Raw genomic sequence first — 19,686 nt, forward strand, 5'->3', positions numbered from 1 at the left:
TACCGTGTGAGCGTGGACGTCACCGAGAACAACCCCCCGCTCTCGCTCCCCGCCACCTTCAACTTCCGCGACGTCGGTGGCCACCTCGGCCACGACGACCGGTCGGTACGCCGAGGTCGGCTCTACCGCTCCGACTCGCTGCACCGCCTCACCGAGCAGGACCGGGACGCGTTCGCCGCGATCGGGATCCGTACCGTCATCGACCTGCGCCGCCCGACCGAGGTGCAGCGCGACGGCCGGGTGCCGGAGTACCAGGGACTGACCTACCGGAACATCCACCCGGAGCACGCCGACTGGTCGGGTACGCCGCACGAGGAGGGCGCCAGCCTGGCCCGCTACCTCGCGGACCGGTACGCCGACCTGGCCCAGACCGGCACCGCCGGGCTGGCCGAGGCGGTCGGCCTGATCGCCGACTCCGCCAACGCCCCGGTGGTGGTGCACTGCGTCGCCGGCAAGGACCGCACCGGCATCGTGTGCGCGTTGACCCTCGCAGTGCTCGGCGTCGACGACGCGGACATCACCGCGGACTACGCGTTGAGCAGTGTGGCGTCGGCCCGGTACAGCGCCTGGCTGGCTTCCGTCACCCCGGGCGGCGTGAACGTGCCGGCGCCGTTTTTGAGCTCACCCGCGGAGGCGATGCAGATCTTCCTCGACGAGTTGCGCGCGGGGCACGGCTCGGTCGAGGCGTACCTGCGCCACGCCGGGGTGACCGAGGAGCAGCTCGCCGCGCTGCGCGACCACCTGCTCGACGAGCCGGCCGAGGCGCAGCCCGGCGACGCGTAGAGCCGACCGCGCAGGCCCGTCCGGGTGGACGGGCCGGCGCGGCGACGGGAATCAGAAGACCCGCTGCACCCAGCCGTGCGGGTCGGCCGCCTTGCCCCGCTGGATGTCGACCAACTGCTGACGCAGGGCCATGGTGACCTGACCGGGCTCGCCGCCACCGATGAGGAACTCGCCATCCGGAAAGCGGACCCCACCGATCGGGGTGACCACCGCTGCGGTGCCGCAGGCGAACACCTCCTTCAGGCGTCCGCTGGCGGCGTCGGCCTGCCAGTCGGCGAAGCTGACCGGCCGCTCCTCGACCTGGTGTCCGGCCCCGGCGGCCAGCGTGAGGACGGCGTCGCGGGTGATGCCCGGCAGGATCGTGCCGGTCAACGGTGGGGTGACCACCGTGCCGTCGTCGTAGACGAAGAAGACGTTCATGCCGCCCAGTTCGTCGACGAACCGGCGCTCCACCGCGTCCAGGAAGACGACCTGGTCGCAGCCGGCCTCAATGGCCTCCGCCTGGGCGGCGAGCGACGCGGCGTAGTTGCCGCCGCACTTGGCCGCGCCGGTGCCACCGGGCGCGGCCCGGGTGTAGTCCGGGGAGACCCAGACGGTGACCGGCTTGACGCCACCGGTGAAGTACGCCCCGACCGGTGAGGCGATCACCATGTAGAGGTATTCGTTGGCCGGCCGGACGCCGAGGAAGACCTCGTTGGCGAACATGAACGGCCGCAGGTAGAGGCTGCCGTCCTCGCCGGTGGGGATCCACTCCCGGTCGATCTCGATGAGCTTGTGCAGCGAGTCGACGAACACGTCCGGCGGCAGCACCGGCATCGCCATCCGCTGTGCGGAGGTGGCGAAGCGGGCCGCATTGGCGTCCGGCCGGAACATCGTCACGCCGCCGTCGGCGGTGCGGTACGCCTTGAGCCCTTCGAAGATCTCCTGCGCGTAGTGCAGCACCGCGCTGGCCGGGTCCATCGGGATCGGGGCTCGGGCCTCCACCCGGGCGTCGTACCAGCCCTTGCCGTCGGCGTAGCGGACGGTGACCATGTGGTCGGTGAAGACCCGGCCGAACCCCGGGTTGGTCAACAGTGCGGCCCGATCGGCGGCGGATACCGGCGCGAGATTCGGACGGATCTCGAAGTCGAGCTTGTCACCACCGCTCATCGCGCTGACCTCCCTGCGGGACAACGGCATGCGGGACCGCACACCGACATGGCTGTGCCAGAAACTTACCCCGAACGCTCGTTCAGCGGGTAACGCCGGTCGGGCCGCCTGCGGCAGGCCGGTCGCCGCGCGGGCCGGGGTGATCAGGCTACGGCGTGGGCGGCGAGCCGGTCGCCGACCTCTTCGGTACGCAGCGTGACGCCCGGCACACGACTGGCCAGCTCGGCGGCGACCGCCGCGTTGACTCGAGCGGCCGACTCGCTGTGCCCGAGCTGCTCCAGCAGCAACGCGGCGGAGAGCACCGCGGCGACCGGGTCGGCGATGCCCTGCCCGGCGATGTCCGGCGCCGAGCCGTGCACCGGCTCGAACATCGAGGGGTACGCCCCCTCGGGGTTGATGCAGCCGCTGGCGGCCAGCCCGATGCCGCCGGTGACGGCCGCGGCGATGTCGGTGAGGATGTCGCCGAAGAGGTTGTCGGTGACCACCACGTCGTAGCGCTGCGGCTGGGTGACCAGGAACATGGCCGCCGCGTCGACGTGCTGGTACTCGGTTTCGATGTCCGGGTGCTCGGCGGCGACCGCGTCGAACGTACGCGCCCAGAGCGACCCGGCGTGGGTGAGCACGTTGGTCTTGTGCACGAGGGTGACCTTGCGCCGTTCGCGGCGGCCGGCGCGGGCGAACGCGTCGCGGATCACCCGCTCCACGCCGTGCCGGGTGTTCAGGCTCTCCTCGGTGGCGACCTCGGCCGGGGTGTCCCGGTGCAGGGAACCACCGGCACCGGCGTAGAGACCCTCGGTGCCCTCGCGTACCACCACGAGGTCGACCTCGCCCGGCTTCACGTTGCCCAGCGGGCCGGCGACCCCGGGCCAGAGCCGGGACGGGCGCAGGTTGACGTACTGGTCGAAGGCGAAACGGAGCTTGAGCAGCAGCCCGCGCTCCAGCACGCCCGGCGGGACCGTCGGGTCACCGACCGCGCCGAGCAGAATCGCGTCGTGCCCGGCCAACTCGGTCAGCACCGAGTCGGGCAGCACCTCTCCGGTACGGTGCCAGCGGGCGGCGCCGAGGTCGTACTCGGTGGCCTGCACGTCGGGCAGCACCGCGTCGAGGACCTTGCGGGCCTGCGCGACCACCTCGGGCCCGATGCCATCTCCGGCCACCACCGCGATCCGCGCCACGACCGCACTCCTCTGCTCAACGGTTCCGTTCGGGCAACGGTACGTCGCTGTCCCGCCTCCCGGTACGCGGCGTCCACGATCTGGGATTCCCCGATGCACAGCACCCTCTCAGCTGGGACTCATGGGGCGGTCATCTCCGCTGCCTACGGTAGTGCTCAGTGGGTCGCGGGGGCCTGCTGACCGACGGGGTCGCGCTGACGCGGCACCATGTGCGAGGGGGCAGATGCGATGCGCATCGACGAGCAGCCGCGGACCCGCTGGCCGGACACGTCCGCGTTCCGCAACCGCCGGCCGGACCTTCGACTCGGCAGCCGTCGGCACCGGATCGACCCGGCCGCCGCCACCGAGGGTCGGATCGCGGTGCAGCACGCCGTACGCACCGCGACCGGCGAGTACACCCTGCTGCTCAACGCCCCCGAGTGGCTCGGCCGCCGGGGCGTGGGCGAGGCGCTGCGGGACAGCGTCGCCGAGTTGCGCGCCATCGACCTCACCTACGGTCCCAACCGGCCGGAGAGCCTGGTCTCCCGACTGCGCCGGGGCGAGATCAGCCCGGAGTCGTACCCGCCGCTGGCCGACCTGGTGGACCGCTGCGCCGCGATGCGCGCGGCCACCGACGGGTGGTTCGACGCCTGGGCGGTGCCCGGCGGCTTCGACCCGAGCGGCCTGCTCGGCGGTTGGGCTGTGGAACGGGCCGCCGAGCGACTGCGCAACGCCGGCATCCACGACTACGCCGTCCTCGCCGGCGCTGACCTCGTCGTCCGGGGCCACGCGCCGCACGGCGGTCCCTGGCGGGTCGCGGTGCACCACCCGACCGCACCCGAACGGGCGCCGCTGGTGCTGGAGATGACCGCCGGCGCGGTCGGCACCTCCGGGGTCAGCGGACGGCAGGGGCACGTGGTCGACCCACACACCGGCGAGCCGGCCGATCACCTCGTCGCCGCCACAGTGGTGGGCCCCGACCTGGCAATCGCCGACGCCTACGCCACAGCGCTCTACGCCGCAGGCCCCACCGGCCTGGCGTGGTTCCGGGGCAACTCCGACTATCGCGCGCTCTTCGCCCACCGTCGCTGAGCGGACCGAAGTAGCGATCGGCCCCCACGGTCTCGGCAACGACAGTGGGGGCCGATCAGCGACGAGTGCGCGTGGCTCGCACAACCGAGGGGTGCGGACCGGTCGGGCCGGACGTCGACCGCGCCACCCGAAGACGGGCCGGCGCCTCGAACTCGGCCAGTGACCGCAGTGCGTACGCTAGCGAATCGACGCAACTCGACGCAAGAGTCTCCACACCGGACCGTCCTGACCGGGGACTGCGGTAATCGGTGGTTGACCGGCGGCGAGGCAGTTTCGACATGATGAACGACGGATGGCACGCTATCCGCCGTGAGTTTCGATCTGAGCGTGTGGGCCCTGGAGGACGGGGCGACACCCGACGACGTGCGGACAGCGGTCAACGGTTGCCGGCAGGGACGGCACGTGGACCGCTACCCCGATCCGCGGGTGGTCAGCTTCTACCGGGCGATCACAGCCTCCTATCCGGACCGACACCCCGGCCCGAACAGCCCCTGGGCGGTGGCACCGCTGCACGCGGCCCACGACCACGTCGAGCTGAATCTGCACCCGACCTGCGCGGACCAGGTGCTACTGGACATCGAGCGGCTGGCCGGCGAGCACGGGCTGATGCTCTTCGACCCGCAGGACGGCTCGGTCTACCCGCCGCCGGCGCGGCTGCCCGGCTGACCTGACCGGCGGCACGAACGGGAAATGACGAGGGGCCCGGCGAATCGCCAGGCCCCCCACGGTGTTCGTCGGCTACTACTCGTCGCGCAGGTCGGCGGCGCTGGCCGCCGTGGCGCCGATCGACTCGGCGGCCGAGGTGAGCAGGTCGGCGCCGAGCGCCTGGTCGACGGTGAGCGTCATCAGCGTCTCACCGCCCGCCTCCCGACGAGCCACCTGCATGGCCGCGATGTTGATGCCGGACTCGCCGAGCAGGGTACCGACCGTGCCGACCACACCGGGCCGGTCGGCGTAGCGCAGGAAGAGCAGGATGCCCTCCGCACCGATCTCCACGTCGAAGCCGTCCACCTCGGTCAGCTTCAGCACGTCCCGAGCGCCGGAGTGGGTGACAGTGCCGGAGACACTGACCGTCCGGCCGTCCGGCAGCGCGCCGCGTACCGTGACCAGGGTCGGCTGCTCGGCCGTCTCGGCCAGCGTGGCCAGGGTGACCTCGACGCCACGCTCGGCCGCCAGGTGCGGGGCGTTGACATAGGTGACCTGCTCCTCGACCACGGAGCTGAACAGGCCCTTGGTGGCGGCGAGCTTGAGCACCGACACGTCGTGGCTGACGATCTCACCGCGAACCTCGACCGTGACGCTGGCGGCTACCCCACCGGCGACCGCGGTGAACGCCCGGCCGAGCTTCTCCGCCAGCGGCAGCAGCGGCCGAACGTCCTCGGCGACCACACCGCCGGCCTGCACGTTCACCGCGTCCGGAACGAACTCGCCCTGCAACGCCAGCTTGACGCTCTTGGCCACGGCGAGACCGGCCTTGTCCTGCGCCTCGTGGGTGGAGGCGCCCAGGTGCGGGGTGGCCACCACGTTGTCGAAGGCGAACAGCGGCGACGACGTGCACGGCTCCTTGCTGTAGACGTCGACGCCGGCGCCGGCGACCCGACCCTCGGCGATCGCGTCCGCGAGCGCCTGCTCGTCGACCAGCCCACCACGGGCGGCGTTGATGATTCGGACGCCGGGCTTGACGAGCGCCAGCTCCTTCTCACCGATCAGCCCCACCGTCTCCGGCGTCTTCGGCAGGTGGATGGAGATGAAGTCGCTCTCCCGCAGCAGCTCCTCCAGGCCGACCAGGCGGACGCCGAGCTGCGCCGCGCGGGCCGGCTGGATGTACGGGTCGTACGCGATCAGCCGGGTGCCGAACGCGGCGATGCGAGACGCGAAGAGCACCCCGATACGACCGAGCCCGACCACGCCCACCGTCTTGCCCTGTACCTCGACGCCGGTGTACTTCGACCGCTTCCACTCCCCCGCCTTGAGCGCGGAACTGGCGCTCGCGGTGTTACGGGCGACGGCGAGCAGCAGCGCGACGGCCTGCTCGGCGGCGGAGACGATGTTGGAGGTGGGCGCGTTGACGACCATGACGCCCCGCGCGGTGGCGGCCGGCACCTCGACGTTGTCCAGCCCGACGCCCGCCCGGGCGACCACCTTGAGGCGCGGCGCGGCGGCGACCGCCTCGGCGTCGATCTGGGTCGCGCTGCGCACGATGACGGCGTCGGCCTCGGAGAGCGCCGAGAGCAGGGCCGGACGGTCGGTGCCGTCGACGTGACGGACGTCGAAGTCGTGGGCGAGCACCTCGATGGCGGCGGGGGCGAGTTCTTCGGCGATCAGTACGACAGGATTCATCGGTCCTCGTAGAGGTCGTGTATGCGATCGGCCCGGGCGGCGGGGCGCCGCACTGCGCCCTGCGCTGATCCGTGCCGTGGCCGTCAGGTGCCGGCTGCTGCACCTACAGGCGATCGTAGGGGCCTCGCTGGTCGGCGTGTTCCGGTCTTCGGGGTGAGTGCCCTCACAGCCCGGCCATCAGCCGTTCACCGCACCGAAACGCGCCCCTCCCCGCGATCTTGCACTTTCTGTCGCGACCTAAGGGGCACCGCCCCGCAAATCGAGATGCGGAAGTGCAAGATCGACGGGGGTGAGGGTGAGGGCCAGAGTGAGGGCACTGTTGACGGCCCCGGGTTGCGCTGGGGAGAGCGCGACCCGGGGCCGTCAGAGGGAAAGCGTGGGCGTGCTGTCAGGCGGTTTCGGTGATTGGGCGGTCGACCCAGCTCATCATGCCGCGCAGCTTCCTGCCGGTCTCCTCGATCGGGTGCGCCGCACCCTCGGCCTGCCACTTGGTGAAGTTGGGCCGGCCTGCCTCGTCCTCGGCGACCCACTCACGGGCGAACTCGCCGGACTGGATCTCACCCAGGATCTTGCGCATCTCGTCCTTGACGCGGGAGTCGATGATGCGCGAGCCGCGGGAGAGGTCGCCGTACTCGGCGGTGTCGGAGATGCTGTAGCGCATTTTCGCGATGCCGCCCTCGTACATGAGGTCGACGATCAGCTTCAGCTCGTGCAGGCACTCGAAGTAGGCGACCTCCGGGGCGTAGCCCGCCTCGGTGAGCACCTCGAAACCGGTCTGCACCAGCGCCGAGGCGCCGCCGCAGAGCACCGCCTGCTCGCCGAAGAGGTCGGTCTCGGTCTCCTCGGTGAAGGTGGTCTTGATCGCGCCGGCCCGGGTGCCGCCGATGCCCTTGGCGTACGCGAGGGCGAGCGCGAGCGCGTTGCCGCTGGCGTCCTGCTCGACGGCGACGAGACAGGGCACGCCCTTGCCGTCGCTGTACTGGCGGCGGACCAGGTGGCCGGGTCCCTTCGGCGCGACCATCGCCACGTCCACTTCGGCCGGCGGCTTGATCAGGCCGTACCGGATGTTGAAGCCGTGGCCGAAGAAGATCGCCTTGCCGGGGGCCAGGTGCGGCTCGATCGACTCGGCATAGATCTTGCGCTGGGCGGTGTCCGGTGCGAGCACCATGATCACGTCCGCCTCGGCCGATGCCTCGGCCGGCGTGAGCACCCGAAGGCCCTGCTCCTCGGCCTTGGGGCGGCTCTTCGAGCCCTCCGGCAGGCCGATCACCACGTCGACGCCGGAGTCGCGCAGCGACAGCGCGTGGGCGTGGCCCTGGCTGCCGTAGCCGATCACCGCGACCTTCTTCGCCTGGATCAGGCCGAGGTCGGCATCGTCGTCGTAGTACACCTCAACGCTCATGAGAACTTCCCTTTCGTACGACGGCCGGGGCGGCCCGTCGTGGTCTGTGCGGATGAATTCGCCGTACGGTCGGCCGAGGGCCGATCGGTGGCGGGTCAGGCGGCCCGCAGCGCGGGACCGGCGGTGATCGAACGCGAGCCGCGCCCGATGGCCACCAGCCCGGACTGGACCATCTCCTTGATGCCGAAGGCTTCGAGGTCGCGCAGGAGCGCGTCGAGCTTGTCCGGGGTGCCGGTGGCCTCGATGGTCAGTGTGTCCGGCGCGACGTCGACCACGCGGGCGCGGAAGAGGTTGACGGTCTCCAGCACCTGCGACCGCGCGGCCCGGTCGGCGCGCACCTTCACCAGCAGCAACTCCCGGGCGACCGAGACCTGGGGATCCAGCTCAACGATCTTGAGGACGTTGACGAGCTTGTTCAGCTGCTTGGTGACCTGCTCCAGCGGGGACGACTCCGCGTTGACCACGATGGTGATCCGGGAGACGTCCGGGTTCTCGGTCTCGCCGACCGCGAGGCTGTCGATGTTGAACCCGCGCCGGGAGAACAGGCCGGAGACCCGGGCGAGCACGCCCGGCTTGTTCTCCACCAGCACGGACAGGGTGTGCATGGTCATGCCACGGCCTCGCTTCGCTCGGTCGCGTCACGACCATCGGTAAGGCTGAGCTTGCTGATTCCTTCGCTGCGCTCACTCATGTCAGATGTCATCCTCGTCGAAGACCGGGCGGACGCCACGGGCGAACATGATCTCGTCGTTGCTGGTGCCGGCGGCGACCATCGGCCAGACCATCGCGTCCTTGCCCACCACGAAGTCGATCACCACGGGGGCGTCGTTGATCTCCATGGCGGCGGCGATCGTCTTGTCCACGTCATCCGCGCTCTCGCACCGCAGCCCGACGCAGCCCAGGGCCTCGGCGAGCTTGACGAAGTCCGGGATGCGGTGCTTGTGGGTGCCGAGTTCGGTGTTGGAGTAACGCTCGTTGTAGAAGAGCGTCTGCCACTGCCGGACCATGCCGAGATTGCCGTTGTTGATGACGGCGATCTTGACCGGGATGCCCTCCAACGCGCAGGTGGCCAACTCCTGGTTGGTCATCTGGAAGCAGCCGTCCCCGTCCACCGCCCAGACCACAGTGTCCGGCTTGCCGACCTTGGCGCCCATCGCCGCCGGCACCGCGTAACCCATCGTGCCGAGGCCGCCGGAATTCAACCAGGTGTACGGCTTCTCGTAGGAGATGAACTGCGACGCCCACATCTGGTGCTGGCCCACCCCGGCCACGAAGATCGCGTCCGGGCCGACGATCTCGCCCAGCCGCTTGATCACGTACTGCGGGGACAGGGTTCCGTCGACCGGCTCGTCGTAGCCCAGCGGGTAACGGTCACGCAGGTCGTTCAGCTGCGTCCACCAGTCACCGAGGTCAGCGGCGCGCCCCGCCGACCGCTCGGCGGTGACCGCGGCGATCAACTCGTCGATGACGTGCTTGGCGTCGCCGACGATCGGGACGTCCACGTGCCGGTTCTTGCCGATCTCCGCCGGGTCGATGTCCGCGTGCACCACCGCCGCGTCCGGGGCGAACGAGTCCAGTTTTCCGGTGACCCGGTCGTCGAAGCGTGCGCCGAGCGCGACGATCAGATCCGCCTTCTGCAGGCCGTAGACCGCCGCGACGGTGCCGTGCATGCCGGGCATCCCCAGGTGCTGCTGATGCGAGTCGGGGAACGCGCCGAGCGCCATCAGCGTGGTGACGACCGGAATGCCGGTCAGCTCGGCCAGCCGGCGCAGCCCGTCGGTGGCTCCGGCCTTGAGGACCCCACCGCCGACGTAGAGCACCGGCCGTCGGGCTGCGGCCATCAGCCGCGCCGCCTCCCGGATCTGCTTGCCGTGCGGGTGCAGGGTCGGCCGGTAGCCGGGCAGGTCCAGGGTGGGCGGCCAGGAGAAGGTGGTCGGCGCCTGGAGCACGTCCTTGGGAATGTCGACCAGCACCGGGCCGGGTCGACCGCTGCTGGCCAGGTGGAACGCCTCGGCCAGCACCCGGGGGATCTCCTCGGCGTTCTGCACGAGGAAGTTGTGCTTGGTGATCGGCAGGGTGATGCCCTGGATGTCCGCTTCCTGGAAGCCGTCGGTGCCGATCAGCGGGCTGGCCACCTGCCCGGTGATGGCCACCATGGCCACCGAGTCCATGTACGCGTCCGCGATCGGGGTGACCAGGTTCGTCGCGCCCGGGCCGGAGGTGGCGATGCAGACCCCGACCTTGCCGGTGGCCTGCGCGTAGCCGGTCGCCGCGTGCCCCGCGCCCTGCTCGTGCCGCACCAGGATGTGCCGGACCGTCGAGTCGTAGAGCGGGTCGTACGCCGGCAGGATCGCGCCGCCCGGAATGCCGAAGACGACGTCGACCTCAAGCGCCTCGAGGGACCGCACGAGCGAGCCGGCCCCGGAGATCGGGGTCGCGGCGGCGGGCCGTACCGCCGGGGCGGCCGGGGTGGCCGTACGCGTGGCGGCCTGGTCGACGTCGACGGTCGGGTCGGCGGCCGCGCGGGCTCGGCGGGCGGTGTGGGCGAGGGTCTCGGGCGTGGGTCTCGTCATGGCGGTTCTGGCCTTCGGCTGGAGTGGCTGGTGGCTAGTCAAGCGATGCGACGCGGGCGGGGCCCGCCTCGCCAGGTTCCGATGGCAATAAAAACGGCCCTCGTGCAGATGCACGGGGCCAGCGCACTCTCGGTGAGGGAGAGTGCGCTCAGGTAAGTACTCGCAGCGACCGGTACGACGACATGCGGCTAAGCCTGACGCATCTCACGCGATGAGTCAACTGATCCCACATGTTGGTTAACGGAGGTCGGCGCGTCGGCCGGCGACGCGCCATCGGCGGGCGGGGTGAGCTGCCCGGACATGCCCGGAGGACGGCGTTGCGCGGGCACCGGAGCGGGACGCGCACCCGGTGACGTGGCCGCCTCCAGCATCGCCTCCAGATGCTCGGCCGGGACCCCCCAGCCGAAGAGCGCGCCCTGGCCGAAGCGGCAACCGGCGGCCACCACCGCGGCCAACTCGGTCGGGGTGGTCACCCCCTCGGCGATCACCTCCAGCCCCAACTGGTGACCCAGGCGCATCACGATGTCGACCATCGGGGCGAACGCCGGGCCGTCCTGACCGACCGGGCGGACCGGCTCGTGCTCGGCGACCAGGCTGTGGTCGATCTTGAGGATGTCGATCGGCAACCGGCGCAGCTGCCCCAGCGACGAGTAGCCGGCCCCGAAGTCGTCGAGCGCGATCCGGACACCGGTCAACCGCAGCGCGGTCAGCCGCCGGATCAGCTCGTCCAGGTCGGTGGCGACCGCGTGCTCGGTGACCTCCAGCACCAGCCGCTGCGGCGGCACGTGGTGGGCGCGCAGCGCCTCGGCGACCTGGACCACGTACTCCGGGGCGTGCAACTCGCGCGGAGAGACGTTGACCGACACCCAGACGTCGTGCCCGTCCGCCAGCCACCGGGAGAGCTGGTAGCAGGCCTGATGCAGCACCCAGGCACCGAGAGGGGCGATCATGCCGCACTCCTCGGCCAGCGGGATGAACTCGTCCGGACGCACGTTGCCCAGCTCGGGATGGTGCCAGCGGAGCAGCGCCTCGGCGCCGACCGGCCGCACCGACGGCAGGGACGCCACCGGCTGGAACGCCAACCGCAGCTCGTCGCGGTCGATCGCGCCGCGCAGCTCGTGCTCCACCGTCGTACGCCGGCGCAGCAGTTGGTCGTACGCGGCGTCGTACCGCTCGATCCGGTTCTTGCCACGCTGCTTGGCGTAGCGCAACGCCAGGTCGGCGTGGCGCAGCAGCAGCTCCACGTCCGGCTCGTCGGCCCAGTCGGCCACCCCGATGCTCACCGACAGGAAGACCGGCCCCTCCGGCTGGTCGTAGGGGCGGTTGATCACCCCGAGCAGCCGTTCGGCGACCCGGTCCGCCTCGACCGGCCGGCCCTGCATGAGGACGGCGAACTCGTCGCCACCCAGCCGGGCGGCCACGTCGCCGGGGCGAAGGTTGCCGCGCAGCCGCCGGCCCACCTCGGCCAGCACGGCGTCGCCCACGTCGTGGCCTCGCATGTCGTTGACGTTCTTGAAGCCGTCCAGGTCCAGGCCGAGCAGCACACACGGGTTGTGGTCGGCGGCGTTGCGGTGCAGCGCCCGGAGCAGCCCGCGCCGGTTGGCCAACGACGTCAGCGGATCGGTGTGCGCCAGCTCACGGAAGTGCGCCTCCCGCTCGGCCAGGCGGCTCGCGTACCCCCGGACGTCGCGAAGGGTGAGGTACTGCCGTGCCACCAGGGCGAAGCCCTCCACGCTGCCGGCCACGATGCCCGCCGCGGTGAACCGGCCGTCCTGGGCGAGGTGGTACATGGCCGAGGCGGCCATCGCCAGCATCGGGGCGATCGCGTACTCGCCGTCGCTACCGACCAGGTCCAGATCGACCTGCCCCGGCCGGTCGGCCCGGTAGACGGTGAGCGCCACGGTCAGCAGGCCGGCGGCGAGCACCACCGCACCGGTCAGCGCCATTGTCGGCCCGGCCTGGCAGAGCCCGGCGCTCAGACCCAACCCGCCGCAGGTCACCGCGCTGATGCCGACGCCCAGCGCGGCGAGCCGTCGACGTGGGGTGGCGGCCCGGAAAACGACGATCACGACGAGCCCGGCGCTGAGCGCGGCGCTCACGGTGGCCACCAGGATCGCCGGGCAGGCCATCGGGGTGGCGGCACCGAGCAACCGGGTGGGCTCGGAGAAGAGCACCCAACCGACGAACCACAGCGCCGCCGCCATGACCAGACCGTCCAGGGCGAGCCGGGTCGTTCCGGCCGCGGTGGCGGCCACCCCGGGCAACCGGAGCAGACCAGCAGCGAAGGCCAGCCCGCTCACCGCCGTGCCGATCGCCACCATCGTCGCCCAACCGGTGCGCTGCCCCTGCTCGTGGGCCCAGTGGTCGTTAGCGCTGAGCGCGGCGGCCGTCCCGGCCAGGAGGCTGAGCAGGGCAACTCCGGCGGCCGCCGCGAGCAGCACGTGTGCCGGTCGACGCGGCACCGCCCGCCGCCGGGCGACGACGGTCAGCAGCACGACGGCCACCGTGGCGACGAGCCCGCTGAGCGCCGCGACAGCGACCATGCCCGGTGGAAAATGCACGCCTCCAAGAGTGCCGGATGGGCGCACGTCATGGGGGGCTGAGTGTGCATCTGTTGGGACACGGCAGACACGGGGGTGGGCCGGCGCGTCGACGGTGTCATGCTGGTATGCATGCCTGAGCTGCGGTCGAGGACTTCCACACACGGTCGGACGATGGCCGGCGCCCGGGCCCTCTGGCGGGCCACCGGGATGACCGACGACGATTTCGGCAAGCCGATCGTCGCCATCGCCAACAGTTTCACCCAGTTCGTGCCTGGTCACGTACACCTCAAGGACATGGGTGGCCTGGTCGCCGACGCGGTCGCCGAGGCCGGTGGGGTGGGCCGGGAGTTCAACACCATCGCCGTCGACGACGGCATCGCCATGGGCCACGGCGGCATGCTCTACTCGCTGCCCAGCCGTGAGCTGATCGCCGACGCGGTCGAATACATGGTCAACGCGCACTGCGCGGACGCCCTGGTCTGCATCTCCAACTGCGACAAGATCACTCCCGGGATGCTGCTGGCCGCGTTGCGGCTCAACATCCCGACCGTCTTCGTCTCCGGCGGCCCGATGGAGGCCGGCAAGACGATGGCGATCGAGGGCGTCGTGCACAGCAAGATCGACCTGATCGACGCGATGATCGCCTCCTCCAACGAGGCGGTCACCGACGAGCAGCTCGGTGAGATCGAACGCTCCGCCTGCCCGACCTGCGGTTCCTGCTCCGGCATGTTCACCGCCAACTCGATGAACTGCCTCACCGAGGCGATCGGCTTGGCGCTGCCCGGCAACGGTTCGACGCTTGCCACCCACGCCGCCCGCCGGTCACTGTTCGTCGAGGCCGGCCGGACCGTCGTGGAGATCTCCAAGCGGTGGTACGAGAGCGACGACGACTCGGTGCTGCCGCGTACCGTCGCGTCCAAGGCCGCCTTCGAGAACGCCGTCGCCCTGGATGTGGCGATGGGCGGTTCCACCAACACGGTGCTGCACCTGCTGGCTGCCGCCCGCGAGGCGGAGATGGACTTCGGCGTGACCGACATCGACGCGATCTCCCGGCGGGTGCCGTGCCTGGCCAAGGTCGCACCGAACTCGCCGAACTACCACATGGAGGACGTGCACCGGGCCGGTGGCATCCCGGCGATCCTCGGCGAACTGGACCGGGCCGGGCAGCTCAACCGGAACGTGCACGCCGTGCACTCCCCCTCGCTGGCGCAATGGTTGACCGACTGGGACGTGCGCGGCGGCTCCCCCACCCCGACGGCTGTCGAGCTGTTCCACGCCGCGCCGGGCGGGGTGCGTACCGTCGAACCGTTCTCCACCACCAACCGGTGGTCGTCGCTGGACACCGACGCGGCTGGCGGCTGCATCCGGGACCGCGAGCACGCCTACTCCGCCGACGGCGGGCTGGCCATCCTGCACGGCAACCTGGCACCCGAGGGCAGCGTGGTGAAGACCGCCGGCGTGCCCGACGACTGCCTGACCTTCCGCGGCCCGGCGAAGGTCTACGAGTCGCAGGACGACGCGGTGACCGCGATCCTCGCCAAGCAGGTGGTCGCCGGGGACGTCGTGGTGATCCGGTACGAGGGGCCCAAGGGCGGCCCCGGCATGCAGGAGATGCTCTACCCCACCTCGTTCCTCAAGGGCCGCGGCCTCGGCCGCTCCTGTGCGCTGCTCACCGACGGCCGTTTCTCCGGTGGCACCTCGGGGCTCTCCATCGGGCACGTCTCACCCGAGGCGGCCTCCGGCGGGCTGATCGCCCTGGTCCGCGACGGCGACGAGGTCGTCATCGACATCCCGGCCCGCTCGATCGAGCTGAACGTGCCCGCCGAGGAGCTGGAGGCTCGCCGGGTGGCCGAGGAGAAGCGCGACAAGCCGTACACGCCGACCGATCGGCAGCGGCCGGTGTCGGCGGCGCTTCGCGCGTACGCCTCGATGGCCACCTCGGCCAGCGACGGCGCCTACCGTCGCGTCCCGGAGTAACCACCCGTTCCCACCGGTACGGCGACATCCGTGATGTCGGGGTGTCCCGTCGGACGGGACACCCCGACATCAACGTTCTACCGCGCACCTAGCCGGGTCGAACATCGGATCCTCGATCGCCTTCAGCAGCGGTCGGGATGCCACATGCTCCGGCCTGATGTGCCGCCCGAGCACCACGACCGCCACCGACGACGCGCCAGCGCTCTTTAACGCGTACGCCAGCGACTGTGCCCGGGAACCGGTCGTCCAGGTGTCGTCCAGGACCAGCGGCCGAACGCTGCCGCTCTCGACCGGAAGCTGGACGGTGAACCAGTCGCGCTGGAACGTCCGCGTTTCAGATCCGTGGCGGGGATTGGACAGCGCCGCGAGCCACGGTAGTCCGAGACGATCGCCGATCAGATCCTGCAGGGGGTGCGGATGAGCCCGGCCCTTGGTGCTCGGCACGATCACCACGTGGGTCGGCGCACCGCCCATCCGGTCCGCGACGCAGTGGAGGTGCCGCTGCAGGAACAGCAGCAGCAGTGCCAGCAGATTCCACCTAGCCTGGGCCGACCCCGGCGTGGACTTGTACAAGCGCAAGTGGTGGTGGTGCTGACCGGTACGCGGCGAGTAAGCGATTGGAGCAACCACGTCGGCGAGCAGGCCACCAGACGCCGTCTGGTGTTCCTGACAGGGATAGCAGTAGTCGAACCCGGGAGTGCGGACACCGCGACACGTCGGGCAGATCCACGGAAGGGTGGGCAGGGGATTTCGAAGGAAGTTCCGCTGCGTCTCGACGTATGCCCGGACCCTGGCCCACGGGTCAGAGGCTGGCGAAGTCAGGAAAACCCTCCAACTCGGCCGCGGCCGGTGAGCGGTCGAGAATGGCATCGACCGCGTCTACCAGGTCCATTGTCCCGTGCGCGACGTGGACGCCGGGTCGGGCGGCGAAGGCGCGTGCCCAATCGTGTCGCATCACCTGACTGGTGAGTACCACGGGCCGACCGTGCTGAAGAGCGAGCCGCGCCTGGATCCGGGCTCCACTGCGTTCACCGGCTTCGATGACCACGGTGGCAGCGGCGTAGCCGCTCATCACCGCGTTTCGCATCGGGAAACTCTGCTTTGTCGGGGCGGCATCGGGCCAGAACTGGCTCAGCACCAGTCCGACCTCTGCGATGTGCTCTTGAAGCGCGCGGTTGGCCGTGGGGTAGTGGTGACGAATTCCGGTGCCGATGACCGCGACGGTTCGGCCCCCCGCCGCGAGTGCCGCCTGGTGGGCCGCGGTGTCGATCCCCTTCGCCAGTCCGCTGACCACCGTCACGCCACGGCGGGCCAGCGATTCTGATACCGAGCTGGCGATCTCGACTCCTCGATCGCTCGCTTCACGGCTGCCGACCACCGCGATGGCCCGAGCGTCGGGGCGCGACTCGCCACGGGCGAAGAGCACCGGCGGCATTTCGCGGATGTCACGCAGCTGGGAGGGGTAGTCGTCGTCGAAGAAGGCCCGCACTGTGATGCCCTCGGCGCGCCAGCCCGCTAGGTCGCCGGCTGCGGCCTCGATCAGCGAGTCGACGGAGCGGGTGTCGGGAAAGAGCGTGTCGGTCTGCCCGACGACCCGGCGCAGGACTGCCAGCGCGGTGCCGACCTCTTGAATGTCGTGCACGACATCAGACCAGCCGAGGTCTGGCTGCCGCAGCAGCGCGATCAGCGCAGCCCGCTCCACCGTCACCCGGTCCATGCCCCTGATCGTAGAGGCAACTCCCGGCCGCCTGGCCCATCGGCCACGCGGAGCCGGCAGAGAAGCCTGGCGCACCTTAGATCGCCCCACGTGATCGAACATATGTTCCCTCAGCCCTCAGGTCAACCGAAGGTCGCGCAGGTCGGGGGCAGCGGCGAGGAGCCGTACTCCGTCGTCGTCGTGCCGGTGCACCGTGCAGCCGGCGCGGGTGAAGCGCACGGTGATCACCTGCCCGGCGTGCCGGGCCGCCAGGCGCACCAGGTCCTGCTCGGGGTCGACGACGTCACGCGCCCCCAAACAGGGCACCGGGATGGGTGCCCTCGGGTCGGTTGGGGCGGCCCCGGCGACGGCGTCGGTCAGGCACTCGACGCACCAGGAGAGCGCGGCGGCAAGACTCGGCCGGTAGGGGAAGTCGTCGGGACGGACAGGTGCATCGATCGGCTTCACCTCGACCGACCAGCGCAACCCGTCGGCCAGCAGTGGGTCTGCGGCGTTGTGCCGCAGGTCGCACAGGGCCACTACGAGGGCCAGGTCAAGGCCGAGGGCGAGCCGCAGCAACTCGGCCAGCGGTGGCGCGTCGGGAGGCGTCGCCACCACGATCAGACGGCCGGCCGCCGTGCCCCGGCCTGCGCTGCGGACGTGCTCCCCGACCGGGTCGGCCCCGGCCCAGGGCAGGGTTACGTAACCGTCGCGGAGGTCTTTGCCGATCTGCTGCCCGCCGTCGGCGTCGGCCAGGTCGTCGGGCCGCGCGCCGAGCACGGCCGCCCAGGAGCCGAGCCGGTAGCGGTCGGGAAGCTGGACGACGGGCCTGCCGCCCGGTTGGGTGGCGACCAGCGGAGCCACTTCGGGCGTGCCGGCCTGCCAGGCCAGGTGCACCACCCGGTGCCGCAGGTCGGTGACGGTGACCGACACCGTCTGATGCAGGCGCTGGGTGCCCCCGCAGGTGAAGCAGTGCAGCGCGGACGGGCGCAGGCCGGCGCCGCAGCAGTGCGGGCAGTCGGGGTCGGCCGGGCGACCGCCGAGCCGGCAGTCGCAGGCCCGCAGCCGGCTGTGTGGTCGGCAGTCCGGGCAGGGGCGCCAACCGACGGGTTCACCCAGCCAGGGCGGGTCGGGCGGTTCGTAGCCGCGGCTCACCGGCACCCGCACCCGGCGGACGACCTGGCCGGTGGGCTGCTCCGCGAAGGTCTCCACCGGCTCGCCAGCGCGCAGTGTCGTGTGCCACCAGCGGCCGTCGCGCCACAGGGCCTGCGCGCCGGGCAACTCGCCGCCGGCCAGGTCGACGCAGTCAGCGAGGACGCGCCGTTCGAGTTGGTCGACGTCCACGGCCGGGGCGGCGGGCGAGCGCGGCGAGTCGGGGCGCAGCAGCCGGGCAGGAGCGACCAGGCCGCGCTCGGCGAGGCCGCTGAGCGCCTTGGCCACGTCGGTGCAGGCCAACACCCCCGGCAGGTCCCGGCACCAGCCGGGCGACCCGAGCGGCACCGGGGAGCCGGGCACCTCGTACCGAATGGCCCAGCAGAACCCCGCATCCTGCCGACGGGCCTCGACGACCAGGTCGAGCAGCAGCAGGTCGGCCAGCGCGCACAGCCGGGCCAGTCGTGCGGCCGGGTCAACGGTCGGCGAGGCGGTGGCTCGGCCCAGCACCAGCCGCCAGGGGGCGTGATCGGCCCGCAGGATGGCATGAGCCTCCAGCTCGTGTCGAAGCGCTGCGGGCAGGTCGGGTCGCCACTGCCGGTCCAACCACAGCGAAGGCACGTCGGTCTCGTCCAAGACCGCGCCGACGGTGGCGGCGAGTTCGCGTACCCGGGAAGAGAGGTCGACCACCCAGTGGCCCGCCGGGTCGGGGTGGGGGTCGAGGCCACCGGGCACGACCTGGTGGGACGCGACCGCGCCGGTGTCCAGGTTGGCGACGGTGACCACGAGCTGCGCCCGCCGCCGGCCACGCCGGCCGCAGCGATAACAGGGGTACGCGACGGTGCCCGCGCCGCGACACTGCTCGCAGCTCCGGTACGCCTCCCGGCGCGGCCCGAGCACGTCGGCGTCGGCGAGGAACCGGTCGCCGTACGTGGTGCACCGGCACGGTTCCAGCCTGAAGGTCGCCCCGTGGCAGTCGGGGCAGACGACGACGGGCACGGCGGTCACCGACACCACCGGGCCGTGCAGTCACCGTCGTGTTCCACCCGCCGCACGCACCGCCGGCCACCGTCGAGTGGCAGGTCGCAGAACACCCGATGGCGTACGCCCTGCGCGTCCTCGGCGGACACGGTGGTCTCACCCGCGTCCACCTCGGACAGAAAGCTCAGGGAGCGGGCCAGGGTGCCGGCGAAGTGCTGGGCGGCCGGCAGGTCGGCGGCGGTGAACGGCAGGTGAGCCACCCAGCGGGCGCTCATCGGCGGGCCACCAGGTCCTCGCGGGCCCGCCGGGACTGCCAGCACCTCAGCGCATCCTTGATCCGCTCGGTCTCCCGCCGGCTGCTGCCCAACGCCGCGTACACCTCGGCCAGGTCGTCGGCGACGCGGTCGAGGAACTCGGCCACCTCCACGGCGTCCACGCCCCGCCGGCCGCGCCGGGTGAAGGTGCGCCCGCGGACCTGCCAGGGCTTCAGGGGTACGTAGTTGGCCGCCCGGTAGGGCACCGGCCGGGGTGGCTCGGCCCGGAGATGACGGAGAAACGCGCGCACGACAGTGCCCTCCTCGGCAGGTGACGACCCTGGAGGCGACGTCACCCGAGCACCATGGCTCAGGCGGCGTCGCCCACCCCGTCGCCGCAGCTTCTACAGCGGTACAGCAACGGAGTGCTGTCCAAAGCAGACCGGGTGTCATATGCCTGCGATAGACAACAGGGGTTAACCCGCTGCTGTTAACCCCTGCCACTTGGACTAAGGGACACGATTACGGCAAGCTGAAGCCGCTATCACCGATCGGCAGGAAACTATGGAGAATTACCTGCGTCGCGCTCG

Annotated in this window: 16 protein-coding genes; 4 read left to right on the forward strand and 12 right to left on the reverse strand. The window is 71.3% G+C overall.

Annotated elements, in window-relative coordinates; all coding sequences use genetic code 11:
* Positions 1-12 precede the first annotated feature (12 nt).
* Entirely contained in the window at positions 13-783 is a 771-nt protein-coding gene (locus ACZ6NZ_RS18130; RefSeq protein WP_465859109.1) for a tyrosine-protein phosphatase, read from the forward strand.
* A gap of 51 nt (positions 784-834) precedes the next feature.
* Here ACZ6NZ_RS18130 and ACZ6NZ_RS18135 read toward each other — a convergent pair whose 3' ends face one another.
* Both ACZ6NZ_RS18135 and ACZ6NZ_RS18140 read right to left on the reverse strand, forming a co-directional pair.
* Complete coding sequence (locus tag ACZ6NZ_RS18135) at positions 835-1,932, reverse strand: branched-chain amino acid aminotransferase (RefSeq protein WP_465859111.1); 1,098 nt, start codon at positions 1,930-1,932, stop codon at positions 835-837.
* Between the two features lie 143 nt (positions 1,933-2,075).
* Positions 2,076-3,107 (reverse strand): 3-isopropylmalate dehydrogenase, encoded by a 1,032-nt coding sequence (locus tag ACZ6NZ_RS18140; protein ID WP_112582053.1) that lies wholly within the window; start codon positions 3,105-3,107, stop codon positions 2,076-2,078.
* A 228-nt stretch (positions 3,108-3,335) separates the two neighbouring features.
* On the opposite strand from ACZ6NZ_RS18140, the gene ACZ6NZ_RS18145 reads away from it, so the two are divergent.
* On the forward strand, positions 3,336-4,178 hold the full coding sequence (locus ACZ6NZ_RS18145) for an FAD:protein FMN transferase (RefSeq protein WP_465859113.1): 843 nt from the start codon (positions 3,336-3,338) through the stop codon (positions 4,176-4,178).
* Between the two features lie 309 nt (positions 4,179-4,487).
* Positions 4,488-4,844 (forward strand): hypothetical protein, encoded by a 357-nt coding sequence (locus tag ACZ6NZ_RS18150; protein ID WP_366608189.1) that lies wholly within the window; start codon positions 4,488-4,490, stop codon positions 4,842-4,844.
* A 75-nt stretch (positions 4,845-4,919) separates the two neighbouring features.
* Here the strand turns inward: ACZ6NZ_RS18150 and serA are convergent, their stop codons facing one another.
* From serA to ACZ6NZ_RS18175, 5 genes are all read right to left on the reverse strand, one after another.
* Positions 4,920-6,518, reverse strand: coding sequence for a phosphoglycerate dehydrogenase (gene serA, locus ACZ6NZ_RS18155; RefSeq protein WP_112582056.1), 1,599 nt, complete (start codon positions 6,516-6,518; stop codon positions 4,920-4,922).
* Between the two features lie 388 nt (positions 6,519-6,906).
* Positions 6,907-7,920, reverse strand: coding sequence for a ketol-acid reductoisomerase (ilvC, locus tag ACZ6NZ_RS18160; protein WP_366608188.1), 1,014 nt, complete (start codon positions 7,918-7,920; stop codon positions 6,907-6,909).
* A 95-nt stretch (positions 7,921-8,015) separates the two neighbouring features.
* Positions 8,016-8,531: an acetolactate synthase small subunit gene (gene ilvN, locus ACZ6NZ_RS18165; RefSeq protein WP_088991111.1), complete on the reverse strand. Its 516-nt coding sequence runs from the start codon at positions 8,529-8,531 to the stop codon at positions 8,016-8,018.
* Between the two features lie 81 nt (positions 8,532-8,612).
* Positions 8,613-10,493 (reverse strand): acetolactate synthase large subunit, encoded by a 1,881-nt coding sequence (locus tag ACZ6NZ_RS18170; RefSeq protein ID WP_465859116.1) that lies wholly within the window; start codon positions 10,491-10,493, stop codon positions 8,613-8,615.
* A 188-nt stretch (positions 10,494-10,681) separates the two neighbouring features.
* On the reverse strand, positions 10,682-13,036 hold the full coding sequence (locus ACZ6NZ_RS18175; RefSeq protein WP_465859487.1) for a putative bifunctional diguanylate cyclase/phosphodiesterase: 2,355 nt from the start codon (positions 13,034-13,036) through the stop codon (positions 10,682-10,684).
* Positions 13,037-13,165: 129 nt separating this feature from the next.
* Between ACZ6NZ_RS18175 and ilvD the strand changes: the two genes are divergently transcribed.
* Complete coding sequence (gene ilvD, locus ACZ6NZ_RS18180) at positions 13,166-15,013, forward strand: dihydroxy-acid dehydratase (RefSeq protein WP_366608185.1); 1,848 nt, start codon at positions 13,166-13,168, stop codon at positions 15,011-15,013.
* 69 nt (positions 15,014-15,082) lie between these two features.
* Here the strand turns inward: ilvD and ACZ6NZ_RS18185 are convergent, their stop codons facing one another.
* From ACZ6NZ_RS18185 to ACZ6NZ_RS18205, 5 genes are all read right to left on the reverse strand, one after another.
* On the reverse strand, positions 15,083-15,592 hold the full coding sequence (locus ACZ6NZ_RS18185) for a phosphoribosyltransferase (RefSeq protein WP_465859118.1): 510 nt from the start codon (positions 15,590-15,592) through the stop codon (positions 15,083-15,085).
* A 223-nt stretch (positions 15,593-15,815) separates the two neighbouring features.
* Positions 15,816-16,730 (reverse strand): DNA-processing protein DprA, encoded by a 915-nt coding sequence (locus ACZ6NZ_RS18190; protein WP_357203114.1) that lies wholly within the window; start codon positions 16,728-16,730, stop codon positions 15,816-15,818.
* A gap of 117 nt (positions 16,731-16,847) precedes the next feature.
* Positions 16,848-18,869 carry a hypothetical protein gene (locus tag ACZ6NZ_RS18195; protein WP_465859120.1) on the reverse strand — a complete coding sequence of 674 codons (2,022 nt, stop codon included), beginning with the start codon at positions 18,867-18,869 and terminating at the stop codon, positions 16,848-16,850.
* Positions 18,866-19,117, reverse strand: a complete 252-nt coding sequence (locus ACZ6NZ_RS18200) for a hypothetical protein (RefSeq protein WP_465859121.1) — start codon at positions 19,115-19,117, stop codon at positions 18,866-18,868. Before ACZ6NZ_RS18200 ends, ACZ6NZ_RS18195 begins: the two co-directional genes overlap by 4 nt.
* Positions 19,114-19,407, reverse strand: coding sequence for a DivIVA domain-containing protein (locus ACZ6NZ_RS18205; RefSeq protein WP_465859123.1), 294 nt, complete (start codon positions 19,405-19,407; stop codon positions 19,114-19,116). Before ACZ6NZ_RS18205 ends, ACZ6NZ_RS18200 begins: the two co-directional genes overlap by 4 nt.
* Positions 19,408-19,686: the final 279 nt, after the last annotated feature.

Source organism: Micromonospora sp. NPDC047756, from assembly GCF_055587245.1.